This is a genomic window from Vibrio sp. TRT 21S02, from assembly GCF_050113675.1.
GTDB lineage: Bacteria > Pseudomonadota > Gammaproteobacteria > Enterobacterales > Vibrionaceae > Vibrio.
Map to the genome: position 1 here is coordinate 19,044 of NZ_JBNJOI010000013.1, position 17,937 is coordinate 36,980.

The 17,937-nt window shown below is 43.8% G+C and carries 16 protein-coding genes; 12 read left to right on the top strand and 4 right to left on the bottom strand.

The window, feature by feature from the left end; translation table 11 throughout:
- Positions 1-59 precede the first annotated feature (59 nt).
- Positions 60-1,193 (bottom strand): methyltransferase, encoded by a 1,134-nt coding sequence (locus tag ACQEXU_RS16050; RefSeq protein ID WP_427011586.1) that lies wholly within the window; start codon positions 1,191-1,193, stop codon positions 60-62.
- Positions 1,194-1,349: 156 nt separating this feature from the next.
- Between ACQEXU_RS16050 and bolA the strand changes: the two genes are divergently transcribed.
- From bolA to nqrM, 9 genes are all read left to right on the top strand, one after another.
- A complete protein-coding gene (bolA, locus tag ACQEXU_RS16055; protein ID WP_427011587.1) occupies positions 1,350-1,664 on the top strand; it encodes a transcriptional regulator BolA in 315 nt (104 codons plus the stop codon).
- Between the two features lie 417 nt (positions 1,665-2,081).
- Entirely contained in the window at positions 2,082-3,422 is a 1,341-nt protein-coding gene (locus ACQEXU_RS16060) for a Na(+)-translocating NADH-quinone reductase subunit A (RefSeq protein ID WP_367988307.1), read from the top strand.
- A gap of 3 nt (positions 3,423-3,425) precedes the next feature.
- Positions 3,426-4,667 (top strand): NADH:ubiquinone reductase (Na(+)-transporting) subunit B, encoded by a 1,242-nt coding sequence (locus ACQEXU_RS16065; RefSeq protein WP_427011588.1) that lies wholly within the window; start codon positions 3,426-3,428, stop codon positions 4,665-4,667.
- Complete coding sequence (locus ACQEXU_RS16070) at positions 4,657-5,427, top strand: Na(+)-translocating NADH-quinone reductase subunit C (RefSeq protein WP_427011589.1); 771 nt, start codon at positions 4,657-4,659, stop codon at positions 5,425-5,427. Before ACQEXU_RS16065 ends, ACQEXU_RS16070 begins: the two co-directional genes overlap by 11 nt.
- Positions 5,427-6,059 carry an NADH:ubiquinone reductase (Na(+)-transporting) subunit D gene (locus ACQEXU_RS16075; protein ID WP_367988310.1) on the top strand — a complete coding sequence of 211 codons (633 nt, stop codon included), beginning with the start codon at positions 5,427-5,429 and terminating at the stop codon, positions 6,057-6,059. The genes ACQEXU_RS16070 and ACQEXU_RS16075 overlap by 1 nt, the downstream gene beginning before the upstream one ends.
- A 7-nt stretch (positions 6,060-6,066) precedes the next feature.
- Entirely contained in the window at positions 6,067-6,663 is a 597-nt protein-coding gene (gene nqrE / locus ACQEXU_RS16080; RefSeq protein ID WP_367988311.1) for an NADH:ubiquinone reductase (Na(+)-transporting) subunit E, read from the top strand.
- Positions 6,664-6,696: 33 nt separating this feature from the next.
- Positions 6,697-7,920 carry an NADH:ubiquinone reductase (Na(+)-transporting) subunit F gene (gene nqrF, locus ACQEXU_RS16085; RefSeq protein ID WP_367988312.1) on the top strand — a complete coding sequence of 408 codons (1,224 nt, stop codon included), beginning with the start codon at positions 6,697-6,699 and terminating at the stop codon, positions 7,918-7,920.
- Positions 7,921-8,056: 136 nt separating this feature from the next.
- Positions 8,057-9,061, top strand: a complete 1,005-nt coding sequence (locus ACQEXU_RS16090; protein WP_427011590.1) for an FAD:protein FMN transferase — start codon at positions 8,057-8,059, stop codon at positions 9,059-9,061.
- Positions 9,062-9,082: 21 nt separating this feature from the next.
- Positions 9,083-9,316, top strand: a complete 234-nt coding sequence (gene nqrM / locus ACQEXU_RS16095) for a (Na+)-NQR maturation NqrM (protein WP_367988314.1) — start codon at positions 9,083-9,085, stop codon at positions 9,314-9,316.
- 27 nt (positions 9,317-9,343) lie between these two features.
- On the opposite strand, the gene ACQEXU_RS16100 is transcribed toward nqrM, so the two are convergent.
- Entirely contained in the window at positions 9,344-10,558 is a 1,215-nt protein-coding gene (locus tag ACQEXU_RS16100) for a response regulator (RefSeq protein ID WP_427011591.1), read from the bottom strand.
- 160 nt (positions 10,559-10,718) lie between these two features.
- Here ACQEXU_RS16100 and dinB point away from each other — a divergent pair, with 160 nt between their 5' ends.
- Positions 10,719-11,789, top strand: a complete 1,071-nt coding sequence (gene dinB, locus ACQEXU_RS16105) for a DNA polymerase IV (RefSeq protein WP_427011592.1) — start codon at positions 10,719-10,721, stop codon at positions 11,787-11,789.
- On the opposite strand, the gene ACQEXU_RS16110 is transcribed toward dinB, so the two are convergent.
- A complete protein-coding gene (locus ACQEXU_RS16110; RefSeq protein WP_427011593.1) occupies positions 11,773-13,695 on the bottom strand; it encodes a RecQ family ATP-dependent DNA helicase in 1,923 nt (640 codons plus the stop codon). The genes dinB and ACQEXU_RS16110 overlap by 17 nt on opposite strands.
- 113 nt (positions 13,696-13,808) lie before the next feature.
- Here ACQEXU_RS16110 and ACQEXU_RS16115 point away from each other — a divergent pair, with 113 nt between their 5' ends.
- Together ACQEXU_RS16115 and ACQEXU_RS16120 are read left to right on the top strand one after the other, a co-directional pair.
- Positions 13,809-14,285, top strand: a complete 477-nt coding sequence (locus ACQEXU_RS16115; RefSeq protein WP_427011637.1) for a GreA/GreB family elongation factor — start codon at positions 13,809-13,811, stop codon at positions 14,283-14,285.
- A gap of 68 nt (positions 14,286-14,353) precedes the next feature.
- A complete protein-coding gene (locus ACQEXU_RS16120; RefSeq protein WP_427011594.1) occupies positions 14,354-15,097 on the top strand; it encodes a YggN family protein in 744 nt (247 codons plus the stop codon).
- A gap of 70 nt (positions 15,098-15,167) precedes the next feature.
- Here ACQEXU_RS16120 and ACQEXU_RS16125 read toward each other — a convergent pair whose 3' ends face one another.
- On the bottom strand, positions 15,168-17,711 hold the full coding sequence (locus ACQEXU_RS16125) for an Ig-like domain-containing protein (RefSeq protein WP_427011595.1): 2,544 nt from the start codon (positions 17,709-17,711) through the stop codon (positions 15,168-15,170).
- Positions 17,712-17,937: the final 226 nt, after the last annotated feature.

Below are 17,937 nucleotides of genomic sequence, written 5' to 3' on the forward strand. Positions count from 1 at the left end.
TTTTTCCTTTTTCTTTTACTCTCAAGTGAGAATTCAATAACTAGAGAGATAATAGTTAACTATTTAGTCGCTTGTAAAATAACAAATTTCTTGTTTGATGCGACAATCTCTACATTCGACTTGCCAAATAACCGACTTAACTTCCCATCGTAGCCGAGGTGACGGTTACCGATAACTAATAATTGGCCACCGGTTTTCAGAACATGCTTTGCATCACAGAACATTTGCCAAGCGATATGATCCGTGACGGTTTGTTGTTGATGAAACGGCGGGTTACAAACCACGAGGCTAGCGCTGTTTTTAGTAAAACCGTCAAGGCAGTTGTTGGCGATACAGTGAATATCTCGTTCTTGGCCTAAGTTGTGAATTAAATTTCGTTTTGCAGATTCCACCGCCATATGACTTTCATCAACACATGTTATTTTTGCCTGTGGGTTTAAACGCCCAAGTGCGACAGACAAAACCCCATTACCACAACCTAAATCAACAAAATCACTTAATTCTGGGTCTTGCGGCAAATGTTGCAAGATGAATCTTGCTCCTAGGTCTAAGCTCTCTCCGGAATAAACGTTGGCAAGGTTTTGCAATTCAATGCCTAATTCATCAATAGTCCATGTGGCTGATTCATCCACGGGCTTGACTGGCTGACAATTTGCTTTGCTAAAAACAAGGCGATGTTTTTTCCATGCTAAAGATGTTGTGGTATCACCTAAGTATTTATCAAACAGCTTTAGCGTAGAAGTGTGAATTTCACGAACTTTGTTTACTGCGATAATTGGGCAGGTTTCTGGCAATGACTGCCTGAGCTGGGTCAGTTGCCAAACTAAATGGCGATTATTTTTTGGGAGCTGATAAAGGACAAGATCAACGTTATCAGGAATAGTGTCCATGGTGGAATGAAAATGGACTTTATTACATTGATTTCGTTGTAAGTTTTTGAGTGTGCCTAAGTGAGAGATGTGTGAGTCACTCATCATGCTCACCTGATGTTGTCGTGAAAACCAACAGGACAAGGCACCGAACTGATCGTTTAAAATTAAGACATGCTTTCCAGGCTCTAATTGCAGCTCCTGTTCAACATAATTGATTAGGTATTCATCACCTGCGTCCCAAGCCTGTAAAGATTCATTGGCTAGCTTAGGGTAACGGTATAGCGTTAAAGTATGGTCATGAAGCGTAAGCTCAGTTTTCATTTTTGCAAGGTTACTGGGTGATTGGAAAAGTGAATTGTCTCAGAAGGCGGGAAAACAAGAAACTAAAACCTTGGGTTCAGGCATAAGTGAGCTTATGATATCACTTCTCTTAGACGTGAATATGTCACTTTATTAACAAAAGATGAGAAGAAGAATATGATCCAGGAAGTCATTGAATCAAAAATCAATACTGCGTTAAAACCAAGTCATCTAGAAGTGCTGAATGAAAGTTATATGCATAACGTTCCTTCAGGCAGTGAAAGTCATTTCAAAGTGATTATTGTTAGTGATGAGTTTGAAGAAAAACGTTTAATTGCACGCCATCGCATGGTTAACCAGATTTTAGCAGATGAACTTGCTCATCATATTCACGCTTTAGCGATTCACACTTATACACCTGATGAATGGACAAAGCAGCACGGTTTTTCCCCTGATAGCCCTATGTGTCTAGGTGGTTCGAAAGAAGAGTAGGTGGATTATTTCGTGCTAGTATTACTTTGAGATATCTCTAGTAACATTGTGTAAACAATTGGCTGTCATGAGAGTAATTAAAATGGATTGTTTCACTTTGTTAATGAAGAAGGTCAATGCAAACCGTATGGTTACTTTTCTTTGTGCGATGGCTCAAAGTTATGACTAATATTTAGCCTTTTAACCTCAATTCCTTTCAAATATCCCTACTTATCCTATCTTTGGTCATGGCATCGTATTCCTAAAAAATGCTAGACTATCGCACCTGATAAATCTCGCTTTCAATTTGTGATGAGATTTTTACTAGGATGTTGCGATTTTGGTGTTTAAAACAGCACCGAAACCGGACACTAATGTCGTGTCTAAAAGTTACGCAAACAAAGAATCTTTTTCCCGATAAAAGTAGTGCAAGTGCGTATGATTACAATAAAGAAGGGTTTGGATCTTCCTATTGCAGGAGCTCCTACCCAGGTGATTAATGATGGTAAGTCCATCAAAAAAGTCGCCTTGCTTGGCGAAGAGTACGTTGGCATGCGTCCTACCATGCATGTCCGCGTTGGCGATGAAGTGAAAAAAGCGCAAGTTCTTTTTGAAGACAAGAAGAACCCAGGCGTGAAGTTCACTGCTCCAGCAGCCGGTAAAGTGATCGAAGTTAACCGTGGCGCTAAACGTGTTCTTCAATCAGTAGTGATTGAAGTGGCAGGTGAAGAGCAGGTTACATTTGATAAGTTCGAAGCAGCTCAGCTAGCTAGTCTAGATCGCGAAGTGATCAAGACTCAATTGGTTGAATCTGGCCTTTGGACCGCTTTACGTACTCGTCCGTTCAGCAAGGTTCCAGCAATCGAGTCTTCTACTAAGGCAATTTTCGTCACTGCAATGGATACTAATCCACTCGCAGCACAGCCTGAGTTGTTAATTAATGAACAACAAGACGCATTCGTTGCCGGTCTAGACATTCTTTCAGCCCTGACAGAAGACAAAGTTTACGTATGTAAATCTGGTACTAGCTTACCTCGTTCTTCTCAGTCAAACGTAGAAGAACACGTTTTCGATGGCCCTCACCCAGCAGGTCTTGCTGGCACCCACATGCATTTCCTATACCCAGTGAATGCAGAAAATGTGGCATGGAGCATCAACTACCAAGACGTTATTGCGTTTGGTCAGCTTTTCTTAACTGGTGAGCTTTACACTGACCGTGTTGTATCTCTAGCTGGTCCTGTTGTAAACAACCCACGTCTTATTCGTACTGTTTTAGGTGCTTCTCTTGAAGATCTAACAGATAGCGAGTTGATGCCTGGTGAAGTTCGTGTGATTTCAGGTTCGGTACTGTCTGGTACTCAAGCTTCTGGTCCACATGCTTACCTTGGTCGTTACCACCAACAAGTTTCTGTATTACGCGAAGGTCGTGATAAAGAGCTGTTTGGTTGGGCGGTTCCTGGTAAAAATAAATTCTCAATCACGAAATCTTTCCTTGGTCATATCTTCAAAGGTCAGTTGTTCAATATGACAACGACGACTAACGGTAGTGACCGTGCAATGGTTCCAATTGGCAACTACGAGCGTGTAATGCCTCTTGATATGGAACCTACATTGCTACTTCGTGATCTATGTGCTGGCGATACGGATAGTGCTCAAGCACTGGGTGCGCTTGAACTGGATGAAGAAGATCTAGCATTGTGTACCTTTGTATGTCCTGGTAAATACGAGTACGGTCAGCTACTTCGTGAATGCCTAGATACCATTGTGAAGGAAGGGTAATCCATGCTTAAGAAATTCATAGAGGATATCGAGCATCATTTTGAACCAGGTGGTAAGCATGAAAAGTGGTTTGCTCTGTATGAAGCAGCAGCGACACTATTCTACACACCAGGTCTAGTAACAAAACGTAGCTCGCACGTTCGTGATAGCGTTGACCTAAAACGTATCATGATCATGGTTTGGTTTGCGGTATTCCCAGCAATGTTCTGGGGTATGTACAACGCAGGTGGCCAAGCTATCGCAGCGCTTAACCACATGTATGTAGGTGACCAACTAGCAGCTGTTGTTGCTGGTAACTGGCATTACTGGCTAACCGAAATGCTTGGCGGCTCTTTAGGCGCTGATGCTGGTGTCGGCAGTAAAATGCTACTAGGTGCGACTTACTTCCTACCTATCTACGCAACAGTATTTATTGTTGGTGGTTTCTGGGAAGTGCTTTTCTGTATGGTGCGCAAGCACGAAGTAAACGAAGGTTTCTTTGTAACTTCTATCCTATTCGCACTTATCGTTCCACCAACGCTACCTCTATGGCAAGCAGCACTAGGTATTACTTTTGGTGTTGTTGTCGCTAAAGAGATCTTCGGTGGTACAGGTCGTAACTTCCTTAACCCAGCACTTGCTGGTCGTGCATTCCTATTCTTTGCTTACCCTGCTCAAATTTCAGGTGACGTTGTATGGACTGCGGCTGATGGCTTCTCTGGTGCGACAGCACTTAGCCAATGGGCACAAGGTGGTAACGGCGCACTAGTGAATACAGTGACTGGTGCTCCAATTACTTGGATGGATGCTTTCATCGGTAACATCCCAGGTTCAATTGGTGAAGTATCGACTCTAGCACTATTGATCGGTGCAGCAATGATCGTGTACATGCGTATCGCTTCATGGCGCATCATTGCGGGTGTAATGATCGGTATGATTGCTGTTTCTACACTGTTTAACGTGATCGGCTCTGACACTAACCCTATGTTTAACATGCCATGGCACTGGCACCTAGTTTTGGGTGGTTTTGCATTCGGTATGTTCTTTATGGCGACAGACCCTGTATCTGCTTCATTTACCAACAAAGGTAAGTTGTGGTACGGCATCCTAATCGGTGCAATGTGTGTAATGATTCGTGTGGTTAACCCTGCATACCCAGAAGGTATGATGTTGGCTATCCTATTTGCGAACCTGTTTGCACCTCTGTTCGACCATCTAGTTGTTGAGAAGAACATCAAGCGGAGAAAAGCGCGCTATGGCAAGTAATAACGATAGCATTAAAAAGACGCTGTTTGTTGTTATCGCGTTGAGCCTGGTGTGCTCAATCATCGTATCAACAGCAGCAGTAGGCCTGCGTAGCCAACAGAAAGCAAATGCAGTGTTGGATAAGCAGACGAAGATTATCGAAGTTGCAGGAATTGACACTGAAGGTAAGAAAGTACCTGAGCTATTTGCACAGTACATCGAACCTCGTCTTCTTGACTTTGATACTGGTAACTTTGTTGACGGTAATGCAGCTGAGTACGATCAGCGTAAAGCGGCTAAGAACCCTTCTGAGTCTATCAAGCTAACTGCTGAACAAGACAAAGCGAAGATCCTACGTCGTGCTAACACTGGCGTTGTTTACTTAGTTAAACAAGGTGATAACGTTGCTAAGATCATCCTACCTGTTCACGGTACTGGTCTATGGTCAATGATGTACGCATTTGTAGCAGTTGAAACAGACGGTAACACAGTTTCTGGCATCACATACTACGAGCAAGGTGAAACTCCTGGACTTGGTGGTGAAGTTGAAAACCCAACATGGCGTGCACAATTTGTTGGCAAGAAACTGTTCGACGAAAACCACAAGCCTGCAATCAAGGTTGTGAAAGGCGGTGCACCAGCTGGTTCTGAGCACGGTGTTGATGGTCTATCTGGCGCAACACTAACTGGTAACGGTGTTCAGGGTACATTCGACTTCTGGTTAGGCGATATGGGCTTTGGTCCTTTCCTAGCAAAAGTTCGTGACGGAGGTCTGAACTAATGTCTAGCGCACAAAACATTAAAAAGAGCATTATGGCGCCGGTGTTGGATAACAACCCGATCGCGCTGCAAGTTCTTGGTGTATGTTCTGCTCTTGCAGTAACAACTAAACTAGAAACTGCATTTGTTATGACTCTAGCGGTAACGTTTGTAACTGCTTTGTCTAACTTCTCAGTATCTCTAATCCGTAACCACATTCCTAACAGCGTGCGTATCATCGTTCAAATGGCGATCATTGCATCTTTAGTAATCGTGGTTGACCAAGTGCTAAAAGCATACCTATACGATATCTCTAAACAGCTATCTGTATTCGTAGGTCTGATTATCACGAACTGTATTGTAATGGGTCGTGCTGAAGCATTTGCGATGAAGTCTGAACCATTCCCATCATTTATCGATGGTATTGGTAACGGCTTGGGTTACGGCTTCGTTCTTATCACTGTAGGTTTCTTCCGTGAACTATTTGGCTCAGGTAAGCTATTTGGTATGGAAGTTCTACCTTTGGTGAGCAACGGTGGTTGGTATCAGCCAAACGGCATGATGCTTCTTGCACCGTCTGCATTCTTCCTGATCGGCTTCCTAATCTGGGTAATCCGTATTCTGAAACCAGAACAAGTAGAAGCGAAGGAGTAAGGGCGTCATGGAACATTACATTAGTCTATTAGTTAAATCGATTTTCATCGAAAACTTAGCACTATCGTTCTTCTTAGGTATGTGTACTTTCCTTGCCGTATCTAAGAAAGTTAAAACTTCGTTCGGCCTTGGTGTTGCCGTTGTTTTCGTACTGACAGTAGCAGTACCAGTAAACAACTTGCTTTATAACCTCGTACTGAAAGAAAACGTGCTAGTGGAAGGTGTGGATCTAAGCTTCCTTAACTTCATCACCTTTATCGGTGTAATTGCCGCACTAGTACAGATTCTAGAAATGATCCTCGATCGTTTCTTCCCACCTCTGTACAACGCACTAGGCATCTTCCTTCCACTGATCACAGTAAACTGTGCGATCTTTGGTGGTGTGTCTTTCATGGTGCAGCGTGACTACAACTTTGCCGAATCTGTAGTATATGGTTTCGGTTCTGGTGTGGGTTGGTTGCTGGCAATCGTTGCTCTTGCAGGTATCCGTGAGAAGATGAAGTACTCAGACGTGCCTCCAGGTCTTCGTGGTCTAGGTATCACGTTTATCACTGTAGGTCTTATGGCGTTAGGCTTTATGTCTTTCTCTGGTGTTCAACTGTAAGTCGGGTAAACCGCAACAATTAAGGAATAGTCAATGGACATTATTCTTGGTGTAGTGATGTTTACTCTGATCGTACTTGCGCTAGTTCTAGTGATTCTTTTCGCTAAATCTAAGCTTGTACCAACAGGTGACATTACAATTTCGGTGAACGATGACCCATCACTGGCGATCGTTACACAACCAGGCGGTAAGCTTCTGGGTGCTCTAGCTGGTGCTGGCGTATTCGTATCTTCTGCTTGTGGTGGCGGTGGCTCTTGTGGTCAGTGTCGCGTAAAAGTTAAATCAGGTGGTGGTGACATTCTACCTACCGAGCTTGACCATATTACAAAAGGTGAAGCGCGCGAAGGTGAGCGTCTAGCGTGTCAGGTTGCAATGAAAACTGACATGGACATCGAGCTTCCTGAAGAAATCTTCGGCGTTAAGAAGTGGGAATGTACTGTTATCTCTAACGATAACAAAGCAACATTCATTAAAGAGCTTAAGCTACAAATTCCAGATGGTGAATCAGTACCTTTCCGTGCTGGTGGTTACATCCAGATTGAAGCGCCAGCTCACCACGTGAAATACGCTGACTTCGATGTACCTGAAGAGTACCGCGAAGATTGGGACAAATTTAACCTGTTCCGTTACGAGTCTAAAGTAAACGAAGAAACAATCCGCGCTTACTCTATGGCTAACTATCCAGAGGAAGAAGGTATTATTATGCTTAACGTGCGTATCGCTACGCCGCCGCCTAATAATCCTGATGTACCACCTGGTATCATGTCTTCGTTCATCTGGTCTCTTAAAGAAGGTGACAAGTGTACGATTTCTGGTCCATTCGGTGAGTTCTTCGCGAAAGACACTGATGCTGAAATGGTATTCGTTGGTGGTGGTGCGGGTATGGCGCCTATGCGTTCGCACATCTTCGACCAACTTAAGCGTTTGAAGTCTAAGCGTAAGATGTCTTTCTGGTATGGTGCACGTTCTAAGCGTGAAATGTTCTATGTGGAAGACTTCGATGGCTTAGCGTCTGAGAATGACAACTTCGTATGGCATTGTGCTCTGTCTGATCCACTTCCAGAAGATAACTGGGATGGCTACACAGGCTTTATCCACAATGTACTTTACGAGAACTATCTACGTGATCATGATGCTCCAGAAGACTGTGAGTACTACATGTGTGGTCCACCAATGATGAACGCAGCTGTTATCGGCATGCTAAAAGATCTTGGTGTAGAAGATGAAAACATTCTGTTGGATGACTTCGGTGGTTAATTCCATTTAAGTACTTGAATGTTATGGCTGGCTCATTTGAGTCAGCCATTATTTTTTTACCAAGTTGATATAGAAGAAAGTCATTATGTTTCAATGCAGTCTTCTATATCCATTTCATGATAATAGGAGTAAACAAGTGAAAAAGTGGCTTGTTGCATTCGCTTCTCTATTGATTCTTGCTGGTTGTGACCGAGCAACAGAGCAGGTTCATTTAAGTGGCCCTACGATGGGAACCACATACAACATTAAGTATATTCCAGCTAAAGAGAGTCCAGCTCCCGCTGAATTGCAAAAAGAAATCGATCGTCTGTTGGAAGAAGTAAACGACCAAATGTCGACGTATCGCAAAGACTCAGAGCTTAGTCGTTTTAATCAGAATCTTTCCTCTGAAGCATTTGAAGTTTCCCCTCAAACTGCGGCCGTGGTGAAAGAAGCGGTCCGACTAAACGGTCTTACTTTAGGTGCATTAGATGTAACGGTTGGGCCGTTAGTGAACTTATGGGGCTTTGGACCGGAAGCACGTCCTGAGGTAGTACCAACTGATGCTGAGCTCAGTGAGCGTAAAGCGATGACAGGTATCCAACACTTAACGGTCAAAGGGAATACGTTGCAAAAAGATATCCCGAATCTTTACGTTGATCTCTCGACGATTGCTAAAGGTTGGGGGGTAGATGTTGTTGCAGATTACATTCAGTCCCAAGGTATCCTAAACTACATGGTTGAGGTTGGCGGTGAAATGCGTCTTAAAGGTGTAAACCGTGAAGGCGTTGCGTGGCGTATTGCGATAGAGAAGCCTTCAGTAGAAGAGCGCGCGATCCAAGAGATTATTGAACCTGGCGACATGGCGATAGCGACCTCAGGTGATTACCGCAACTACTTTGAGCGTGATGGTGTACGTTATTCCCACATTATCAACCCAGAAACAGGTAAGCCAATTAACCATAAAGTCGTTTCTGTTACCGTACTAGACAAGTCATCGATGACAGCGGATGGCTTGGCGACAGGATTGATGGTTTTAGGTGAAGAACAAGGGATGAAAGTTGCGGAAGAGCACAATATTCCTGTATTTATGATTGTAAAAACGGACGATGGTTTCCAAGAGCTTGCATCATCGGCCTACAAACCATACATGAACAAATAATATTTAAGTGAGCATGTCATTATGAGTACATATCTAATTACATTTGGTGTGTTTATGGCCGTGATTGCTGCTATGTCAATCGGCTACATTATCCAAAGAAAAGTTGTGAAAGGCAGCTGTGGTGGTCTTGGGGCTGTGGGTATTGAAAAAGTGTGTAATTGTCCTGAACCATGTGATGCACGTAAAAAGCGTGAAGCTCGAGAGGCAGCTCGACAAGAAAAACTCGCCGCTTGGGAAAAAGATAGAATTGCTTAAGTAAAAAAGCCCATTTATGGGCTTTTTTTATTGATAAATCAGCTTATTCCTGCCAGCTTCTTTGGCCTGATAGAGGCGGTTATCTGCCCCAGTTATTTGCTGGGCAAGTGGGGCAAGTTGCTGATTAGCTCCAATACTGACAGTGAGGTTTATCGGGCTACCTTGATGAGAGATTGGTGTTTTCTCAACGCGTTGTCGCATTTGCTCTAACCGGGTAACAAAATCATCATACGGCCCACAATTAACGATACAAAACTCCTCTCCACCAAAACGAACAATGGTGTCGTTGGCGAAATAGATTTTGAGGATATTTGCGACCATCAGTAATGCCGCGTCTCCGCCATCGTGACCATACACATCGTTCACCTTTTTGAAATAATCGATATCCACCATGGCAACAGAGCGATCATGACAGTTTTTACATGTTTGTTCGAAGAGGTAACGACGATTCCAAAGCCCAGTTAGTGCATCTTGGTTTGCTAGTTTAAAAAGCTCATCTCGTGCTTCTTTCATATCGAGCATTTGGTGAATGCGGCAGTAGAACTCTTCATGATTAAAGGGTTTATGAAGGAAGTCGTTAGCACCTGCTTTTAGAAAACGTGCTGTCATGGTGCGATCATTACTGCCCGATACACCTAGTATCGCCATGCTATTTTTATCGTGGATCTGGCGAATTTCTTTGGTCATGGTAATGCCATCTTTCTCTGGCATGTCGTGGTCACTAATGACAAAGGTGATATCTGGGTTACGTTGAAGAATGTCTAACGCTTGCTGCCCGTTTTCTGCTTGAGTTGTTTTTATGTACTGGTGCTCCAAAAGGGAGGAAATATGTTTGCGTACTGTCGGAGAGTCATCCACAACCAAAGCATGATGGTTTGGGTTATTCATCAATCGTTTGGCTAAAGAAATAACGTAAGAGACAGAGCTAGTGCTTTCTTTGAGGATGTAATCGACAACGCCTTTAGAGATAAAATGTTCACGAGTATGTTCGTTAAACGTGGCTGTCAGTACAATGACCTTTTGTTGCCGATTTAAGACTAAGTCGATGACTTCGCCATTTTCTGCATCAGGAAGACAATAATCCAACAACGCAAAAAGGAAGTCGTCTTGCTGCTCAAGTACGTGTTCGGCTTCTTTATACGAACCAACGTCTACGATCTCAAAACCTAACGCAGAGAGTTGCTGGCAAAGGTACTTTCTAAATGTACGGCTGTCTTCAACTACGAGGATTCTGTAACTCAACCGAAGGCTCCTTGATAAAATTTTCGCCACTTTAGTTTAGCGTGATTATTAATCATATTTAATAATTTAATTTATAAATTGTATACCTAGACAAGGTTATTGGCTTCTTTGTTGTAAAATAATATACTGTTTTTTTATACAGTCCGTTAAAAGGTGTGATATGGAACCCGCAACACTCCGCAAGATCATTCATATTGATATGGATTGTTTCTATGCTGCTGTTGAGATGCGTGATAATCCAGAATATCGTCATCGACCCTTCGCCGTGGGTGGTAGCGAGCGCCAACGGGGAGTGATCAGTACGAGTAATTATGAGGCGCGTCAATTTGGCGTTCGAAGTGCGATGTCTACGGCAAAGGCCCTTCAATTATGTCCTGAGTTACTTGTCATTCCAGGACGAATGTCCGTTTATCAAGCCATTTCAAAGCAAATTCGTGAAATCTTTTCTCGTTATACAAACCTCATTGAACCGCTGTCGTTAGACGAAGCGTTTCTAGATGTGACGAATTCAACTGCATGTAAAGGCTCTGCGACACTTATTGCCCAAGCGATCCGAAATGACATATTTAAGGAGTTGGGTTTAACCGCATCAGCAGGCGTCGCGCCGATTAAGTTTTTGGCTAAAGTAGCGTCAGATATGAATAAGCCGAATGGTCAATTCGTTGTTCCGCCAGAGCAAGTGCAATCGGTTATAGATACATTGCCGTTAGAGAGGATTCCGGGGGTGGGCAAAGTATCACTCGAAAAACTGCACAGTGCTGGATTTTATTTGTGTAAGGATGTCAGAGACAGTGATTATCGTGAGTTCTTGCGTCAATTTGGGCGCTTAGGCGCTTCTTTGTGGCAGCGCAGTCATGGCATTGATGAACGTGAAGTGATTGTAGAGCGAGAGCGTAAATCGGTGGGGGTTGAGCGCACCTTTACTCAGAATATTGTGACCTATGAACAATGTTGGCAAGTCATTGAAGATAAACTTTATCCAGAACTAAAATCGCGGTTGGATGAAGCTCGGCCACAAAGAGAGATCATTAAACAAGGGATAAAAGTTAAATTTGCTGATTTCCAACTGACGACGATTGAGCACATTCATCCTAAATTAGAGTTGCAAGATTTTAAAGCGCTACTTGGTAAAATATTAGAGCGTCAAAAAGGGCGAGAGATACGTTTGTTGGGCTTGAACGTCATGCTCAAGCCCGAAGTAGAGAGTAAACAACTTAGCTTTTTTGAATAGTTAGGGTCTCAACTATATTTACTACTTGTTGAAAAGGTACGTTCGCTAGTTTCCCAAATCCCTCCATCTTATTTGCTTTCAGCTTTGTGGTGAGTGGGGTGGTAATTCCGCAGAGAAAGCGCGCTTGGGCTTGTAATGATAATTTTTGACTTGCCGCCTGAGTAAGAGGCGTTAGCCAATGATGGACTTGTTCTACCTCAACATCTTGTTGAGGTTGTATCGGAAGCTGAGCAACATTTCCTCGGCATACGGAGCAATGCCCACAATGCTCTGGTGCATTGGTATCGGCAAAATAGCGTGCCAGTTTCGCACTCAAGCAGCTATCAGACTCAAAAAATGTAAGCAATTGCCTTAACCGCTTTATCTCGTGCGTTTCTTTAGTTAAGAATAATTGATGCAGTTGTTCAGTTAGAGTCGCAATAGATTGAGGGGAGTCTTTTACGCTATAGACGTCTGTGATCTGCTTGCTTTCCAGCTCGATCCAACCTTGTTCGTGGAAGTAATCAAGTGCACTGATCACTCTTTGCCTATTTGCGCGATAATTGATCCAAAGTGCTTCGAAGTCGAGTTGGCACCATAATCTGGCTTGCGGAGCACATTGAAAAATCGCTTCAACAAATTGTCTACGTTCCGCTTGAAAGTGTTGGATGATCTGCTCTTTAGGACGGATAAACTTAAAGCGATAATCGGCAAAGTAGCTGTATTTGGGCTCAATGACATTGGCAAGTTCTAGATAAACCAATAACGTTTTTAAAGGGAGCTGACGAATATTACTCTCTTGCGATAAACGGTTGAGCATGAGTTCCCATTGCGGGACGTGTTGGATTGCTTGCTCAATCACATACTGTATGGCAGTGGCATCTGGAGTGTCGCCAAATACAAAGTTTTCTAATGTATTTAAGCCGTTTTGATTTGCCAAAAGTAAGCATTGTGATGGTTGTCCATCTCTTCCTGCTCGGCCGATCTCTTGTGAGTAGTTCTCGATCGACTTAGGTAAGTCATAGTGGATCACGCGGCGAATATCCGCTTTATCTACTCCCATACCAAAGGCGATAGTAGCAACAATGCAAAAAACCTTCCCTTGCATAAATTGTTGCTGCAGTTCGCTTCTTACTTCACTTTTTAGTCCTGCATGATAAGCCAAAGCATGAATACCACTGTCTCTTAGTGCGGCAGCTACTTGTTCAGCACTTTGCTGCAATGTGACATATACAATGGTGGGGGCATTAGGCTGCTGGTTTATGATTGAAATTAAAGTTGGAAGCTTTTCTTCATCTTGGCAAGGCTGAATGGTTAGATCTAAATTTGAGCGATAAAAGCCCGTTACCGTAATGTTTTCGGGTGCAAGTGCAAATTTACTCTTCATGTCGGCAATGACATCATTTGTTGCCGTGGCAGTGAGTAGCAAAACCTGCGGAATATTCAGTTGGCGTTGGTAGTCTGGAAGTTTTAGGTAGTCCGGACGAAAATTGTGCCCCCATTCAGAAATACAGTGGGCTTCATCCACGACCAACAAAGAAATTGGAATTTGCGAGATAAATTGACGAAAGCGCTCGTTTTTTAATCGCTCAACGGAAATCATGAGGATCTTCGTTTGGCCTTCTCGTACTGACTGCATGACCTGTTGGGTGGTTTGGCGATCTTGTCCGGAATCAATTGAAGCGGCAGCGATTCCTTTACTGTGCAGAAAACTCAGCTGATCTTTCATCAAAGCGAGTAAAGGAGAGATCACCAAGGTCAGATGTGGCAGGTGAAGTGCTGGAAGTTGATAACAGAGAGACTTACCAGAACCCGTTGGAAATATTGCAGCGCAAGAGCGTCCTTCTAGGATGGCATCAATCACTTGCTTTTGTCCTAGGCGCAGTGAATCGAAGCCAAAGGTGGTCTTTAAAGTGTGTTCTAGCATGGCATTTATCTCTGTATCAGTATGGCGCTTATACTACCGGATTTTTACAAAACCTGTACCTGAAAAGGGCATGCGTATAAGCTGTCGCCATGAGCAAATTGACATTGAATAGTATGAATAAGTTTGAGCTTGTAGAAAAAATTTGTCAGCAGTTAGAACACAACCTGAAGATTGCTCAGTCAGCGACACAACAGGCAATGTCGGCGGCAACGGATGAGGAAACGGTCCCTGAGCACAAGTACGATACATTGGCGTTAGAGGCCTCTTATTTGGCTCATGGCCAAGCAATGCGCGTTGCAGAATATGAAGCTGATTTAGCGCAGTATCGTGCTTTAATTATGAAAGAGGGAATGGATAAAGTGGCATTGGGGGCGTTGGTGGAACTGGTGGATGTTGAAGACAGTTATCGCTACGTCTACCTTGGCCCATGCGCTGGTGGAATCAAAGTCTATCACGAAGGCGTCGAAATTAGTGTTGTGACGCCAAAGTCGCCAATAGGCGCGGTACTCATTGGCAAAGTATTGGATGATGAAGTCAGTTATCAGATTGGAGACAACGTATTTAGTTACGAAATTAGCGCGATTGATTGACAGTTTGATAACGATAACTGAACCTAATCTGTTATGTTGTGATGAAAAGCTATGATGAGTAGATGATGATGAAACGTTTTATTTTTACCTTACCATTCTTATTTACCAGCCAGATTTGGGCGGCGCAGTGTCAGGTCGATCTTAAAAATGAAATCCGCCTTGGTGGTCAACAGCTAGAGATCCATCAAGCAAATGGTGAGACCGCAATTCTGGATGACAATGATAACTTAGTGATCCACGGTGAGAAAATTGAATTAGATGCAGGGCAAAAAGAAGCCATTGCTCAATACCGCCAACATTTGAATGATCACTTACCGCGAGCTAAGCAGATCGCTGAAGATGGTCTGAATTTAGCGAATGATATCATTGATGATGTCGCTAAAAGTTTAGATTCTCCCGAAGCATTCGATAGCGTCAAAGTTGCGATGAAAGATTTTTGGGCAAGCATTGAAGCCCGTTATTATAAAAATGGTGATTTGATTTTACCTGCTGAAAGTTTTGAATCCATGAGTAACACTTGGATGGAAGACTTTGCCAAGGCAAAAGACATATTTAATGATGAGTTCATTACCAGTGCCTTTGAAGCCATGTCTACCAAAATGAAAGAAGAGGGTGGTTTGAACCTAACTGAGATGGCGAACAGCATGACTGAGCTCAAAGCTCGTATTTCTGAACGTATTGAATCTCACTCGGCAGATATTGAACAGCAAGGACAGGAGTTTTGTGACTCTTTAAACCAAATGGCAGAAGAAGAGCAGCAACTTCATAAGAAGATCCCAGAGCTAAAAAATTATCAGATCTTCACCATATAATTTAGCGTCCTAGATAAAACAAACGACTGAGAAATAAAGAGCGCCATATTGGCGCTCCTTTAGTTTCTCTCTATTGCCCGTTATTCATTTGGGTCAGCTTGTTCCCCACTGGCGTCGAGAAGTTAAAGCCATCATGTTGATCCCAGTTTATTGACCATGTCATGACGCCTGCATAATTCGGATAATTAAATGCAGGAACAATTGAGCCACATTTACTGCTTTTGGTCAGGCAATCCAACGCATCTAAAATATTTTGTGTTGGAGCTTGGCCTGAGTTAGCAGAACTTGGGCCCGAAGGCAGCCCGATAGCAACTTGATCATCACGTAGCGGTGCAAATAGGGTACCGTCTGCCAGTTCAAAACCTTCAATCAACATTTTTGATTGTGCAACCATCATATCTACAGAGCCTTCCGGAGCGCTACCTGGCATGTATGGGTTAGGTAATCCTCCGTTGTTGTACAACTGAACATGCAGCAGATCCAAGGTACTGCGTGTGTCATTGATCACCGGGATATAAGCCCCCCAAATTCCACTGTAAGCAACGTAGCCACCTTGAACATATGGATGTTCCGGCGCCATCGTCAAGTACATGTCTCCGCCCATGTTTTGCTCAATTTGCAGTAATGCACGACCTAAACGAGCTTGAATTTGTGAACCATGAACGAGATTCGAACCACTTTCTAGATCCACATCTAAACCATCAAAGCCCCATTCTTGAATGATCGCGGTGAGACTGTTGACGAAGTTCGCCTCATCGGTGTCTGTGTTGAGTGTAATGGTACCTTCAGCGCCACCTAAAGATAGAACAAACTTCTTACCTTTCGCTTGTAACGCTGCCATATCTTGTTTGAACTGAGCTGGGTCTAAGGCAGGACAGCTGCTATGGATATCACCAGAGTAAAGATTGAAGTGAACCGTACCGTCGCTATTGCGATCGTTTTCTGCAAAAGCAATATCAATCACATCCCATGCTTGTGACATGTCAGCCAATCGAATCGGACAACCTGCACCATTGACGAAGTTGTGCCAGTAACCGATCAATTGATGTTTCTTCTGCGTTTGTTCAACAACGGTTACCGCCGCTGCATCGGACAATACGCTGCTGCCAACTGCATCGGTTGCTTGTGCTGCAACGGTGTAGTTACCAACGGCACCCGGCGTCCAGCTATAAGAGTAGGGTGCTGTTGTATCCGTGCCGACGACAGCACCGTTCACCATAAACTCAACTTTGTTGACTGAGCTTGTCAGAGAGGTCGCATCAGCGGCTAGATTCAATGCCTTACCTAATCCCACTGTTTGACCAGAGGTTGGAGAGGTAAGTGATACGACCAAGTCCTGATCACTGACCGTGACGGTAACGCTGCTTTCAGTGGTGTTACCATCATTATCGGTGGCGATGGCTTTCAAAGTATTCGCACCGATATTTGTTGCTAACCAATCAACACTATATGGCGCTTGAGTGATGACACCAAGTGAGGTGTTACCAGCAAAGAACTCAACGCCAGTGACGCTACCATCAGCATCGCTTGCTGAAGCGCTGATCGTTACATTAGCACCCGCCAGTACAACCTGATTGTCTGTTGGAGAAGTTATGCTGATGCTTGGCGGTGTGCTGCATGCTCCTAAGCCTGTCCATGCTTCTTGCCAGTAATCCCCTTTGCCAGGCTCGTAAGCCCAAGCCGAATCAGAAGAACACCAGCCTGCAATGTCACATTGATATTTCTGATTTAAGTTTTGTACTAACTGGCCTGCTGAATAGCTGGTTCCTGCAACATAGTGAGGTAATCCAGCACACCCGCCATTAGATCCGCCTGCAACTGAAAGAGATACTTGAGCACTATGGGTTGATTGATTGTCGTTGTCGGTTGCTTTAGCTGAGAAGGTTTGGTTGCCAGAAACGGCGCTCCAATCATGTTGGTAAGGTTCGGTTGTATCCGTTGCAACGACCTGTCCATTAACAAAAAACTCTACTTTTTCGACGCTACCATCACTGTCGCTGGCGTTGGCACTGAGCGTGACCACATCGCCTTCGCTGGCCTGTTCTGATCCTGTCGGACTGGTAAGTGTGACACTTGGAGGGACTAGTGTGCCTGATGGGGTTACTGAAATCGTTGCGCTGCTGGTGGTTGAGGCGTTCTCGTTGTCAGTAGCGGTTGCTTGGATCTGGCTTGCCCCTAACATCGCAGTCCAGCTAGCGCTGTATGGTGGTTGGGTTACTACAGCAATACTTTGACCATCAACAAAAAATTCTACTTGAGCCACGCTGCCGTTAGCATCTGTAGCAGTAGCTTCAATGCTGGTAACTGTGCCTTCTGGGATCTCAGCATTGTTAAGCGGCGAGGTTAACGATACTTCTGGTGGAATATTACCGCCAGCTGCATCACACAGTCCTAAGCTTTGCCATGCCTGCCAATCGCCTGAGTTGGTCGCTGGATCATTGCCTTGTGTCCAATGTTGGGCTTGGTATGCGGTTCCAGATTGCTGAACCTGATCGCCAGAGGTATAGATTGAACTTGAGTCCCAGATTGTTAGCGTCGAACAATCATAAGCATAAGCTTGAAAGCTCATTCCCAAGGCGGTGATGATCGCCCCTCTAAGTACATGAGAACGCATGTTCCTCTCCTTGTTTTTTAACGGGTAGATAACTGATTAACTAATAAGACAGGAACAGAAAATTGCTGAAGAAACAGGCAATTCAATCTGAATTTTCCACATGGCTTCACGAGAAAACAAAGTATGAAAAAGTGCTTTCACGACTCTTTCGGCTCACTTCACGAAATTCTTGTTATGTTATTGGTCGGTTTTTTTATCCTCTGATAATTGGTGAATTAATAGTCTT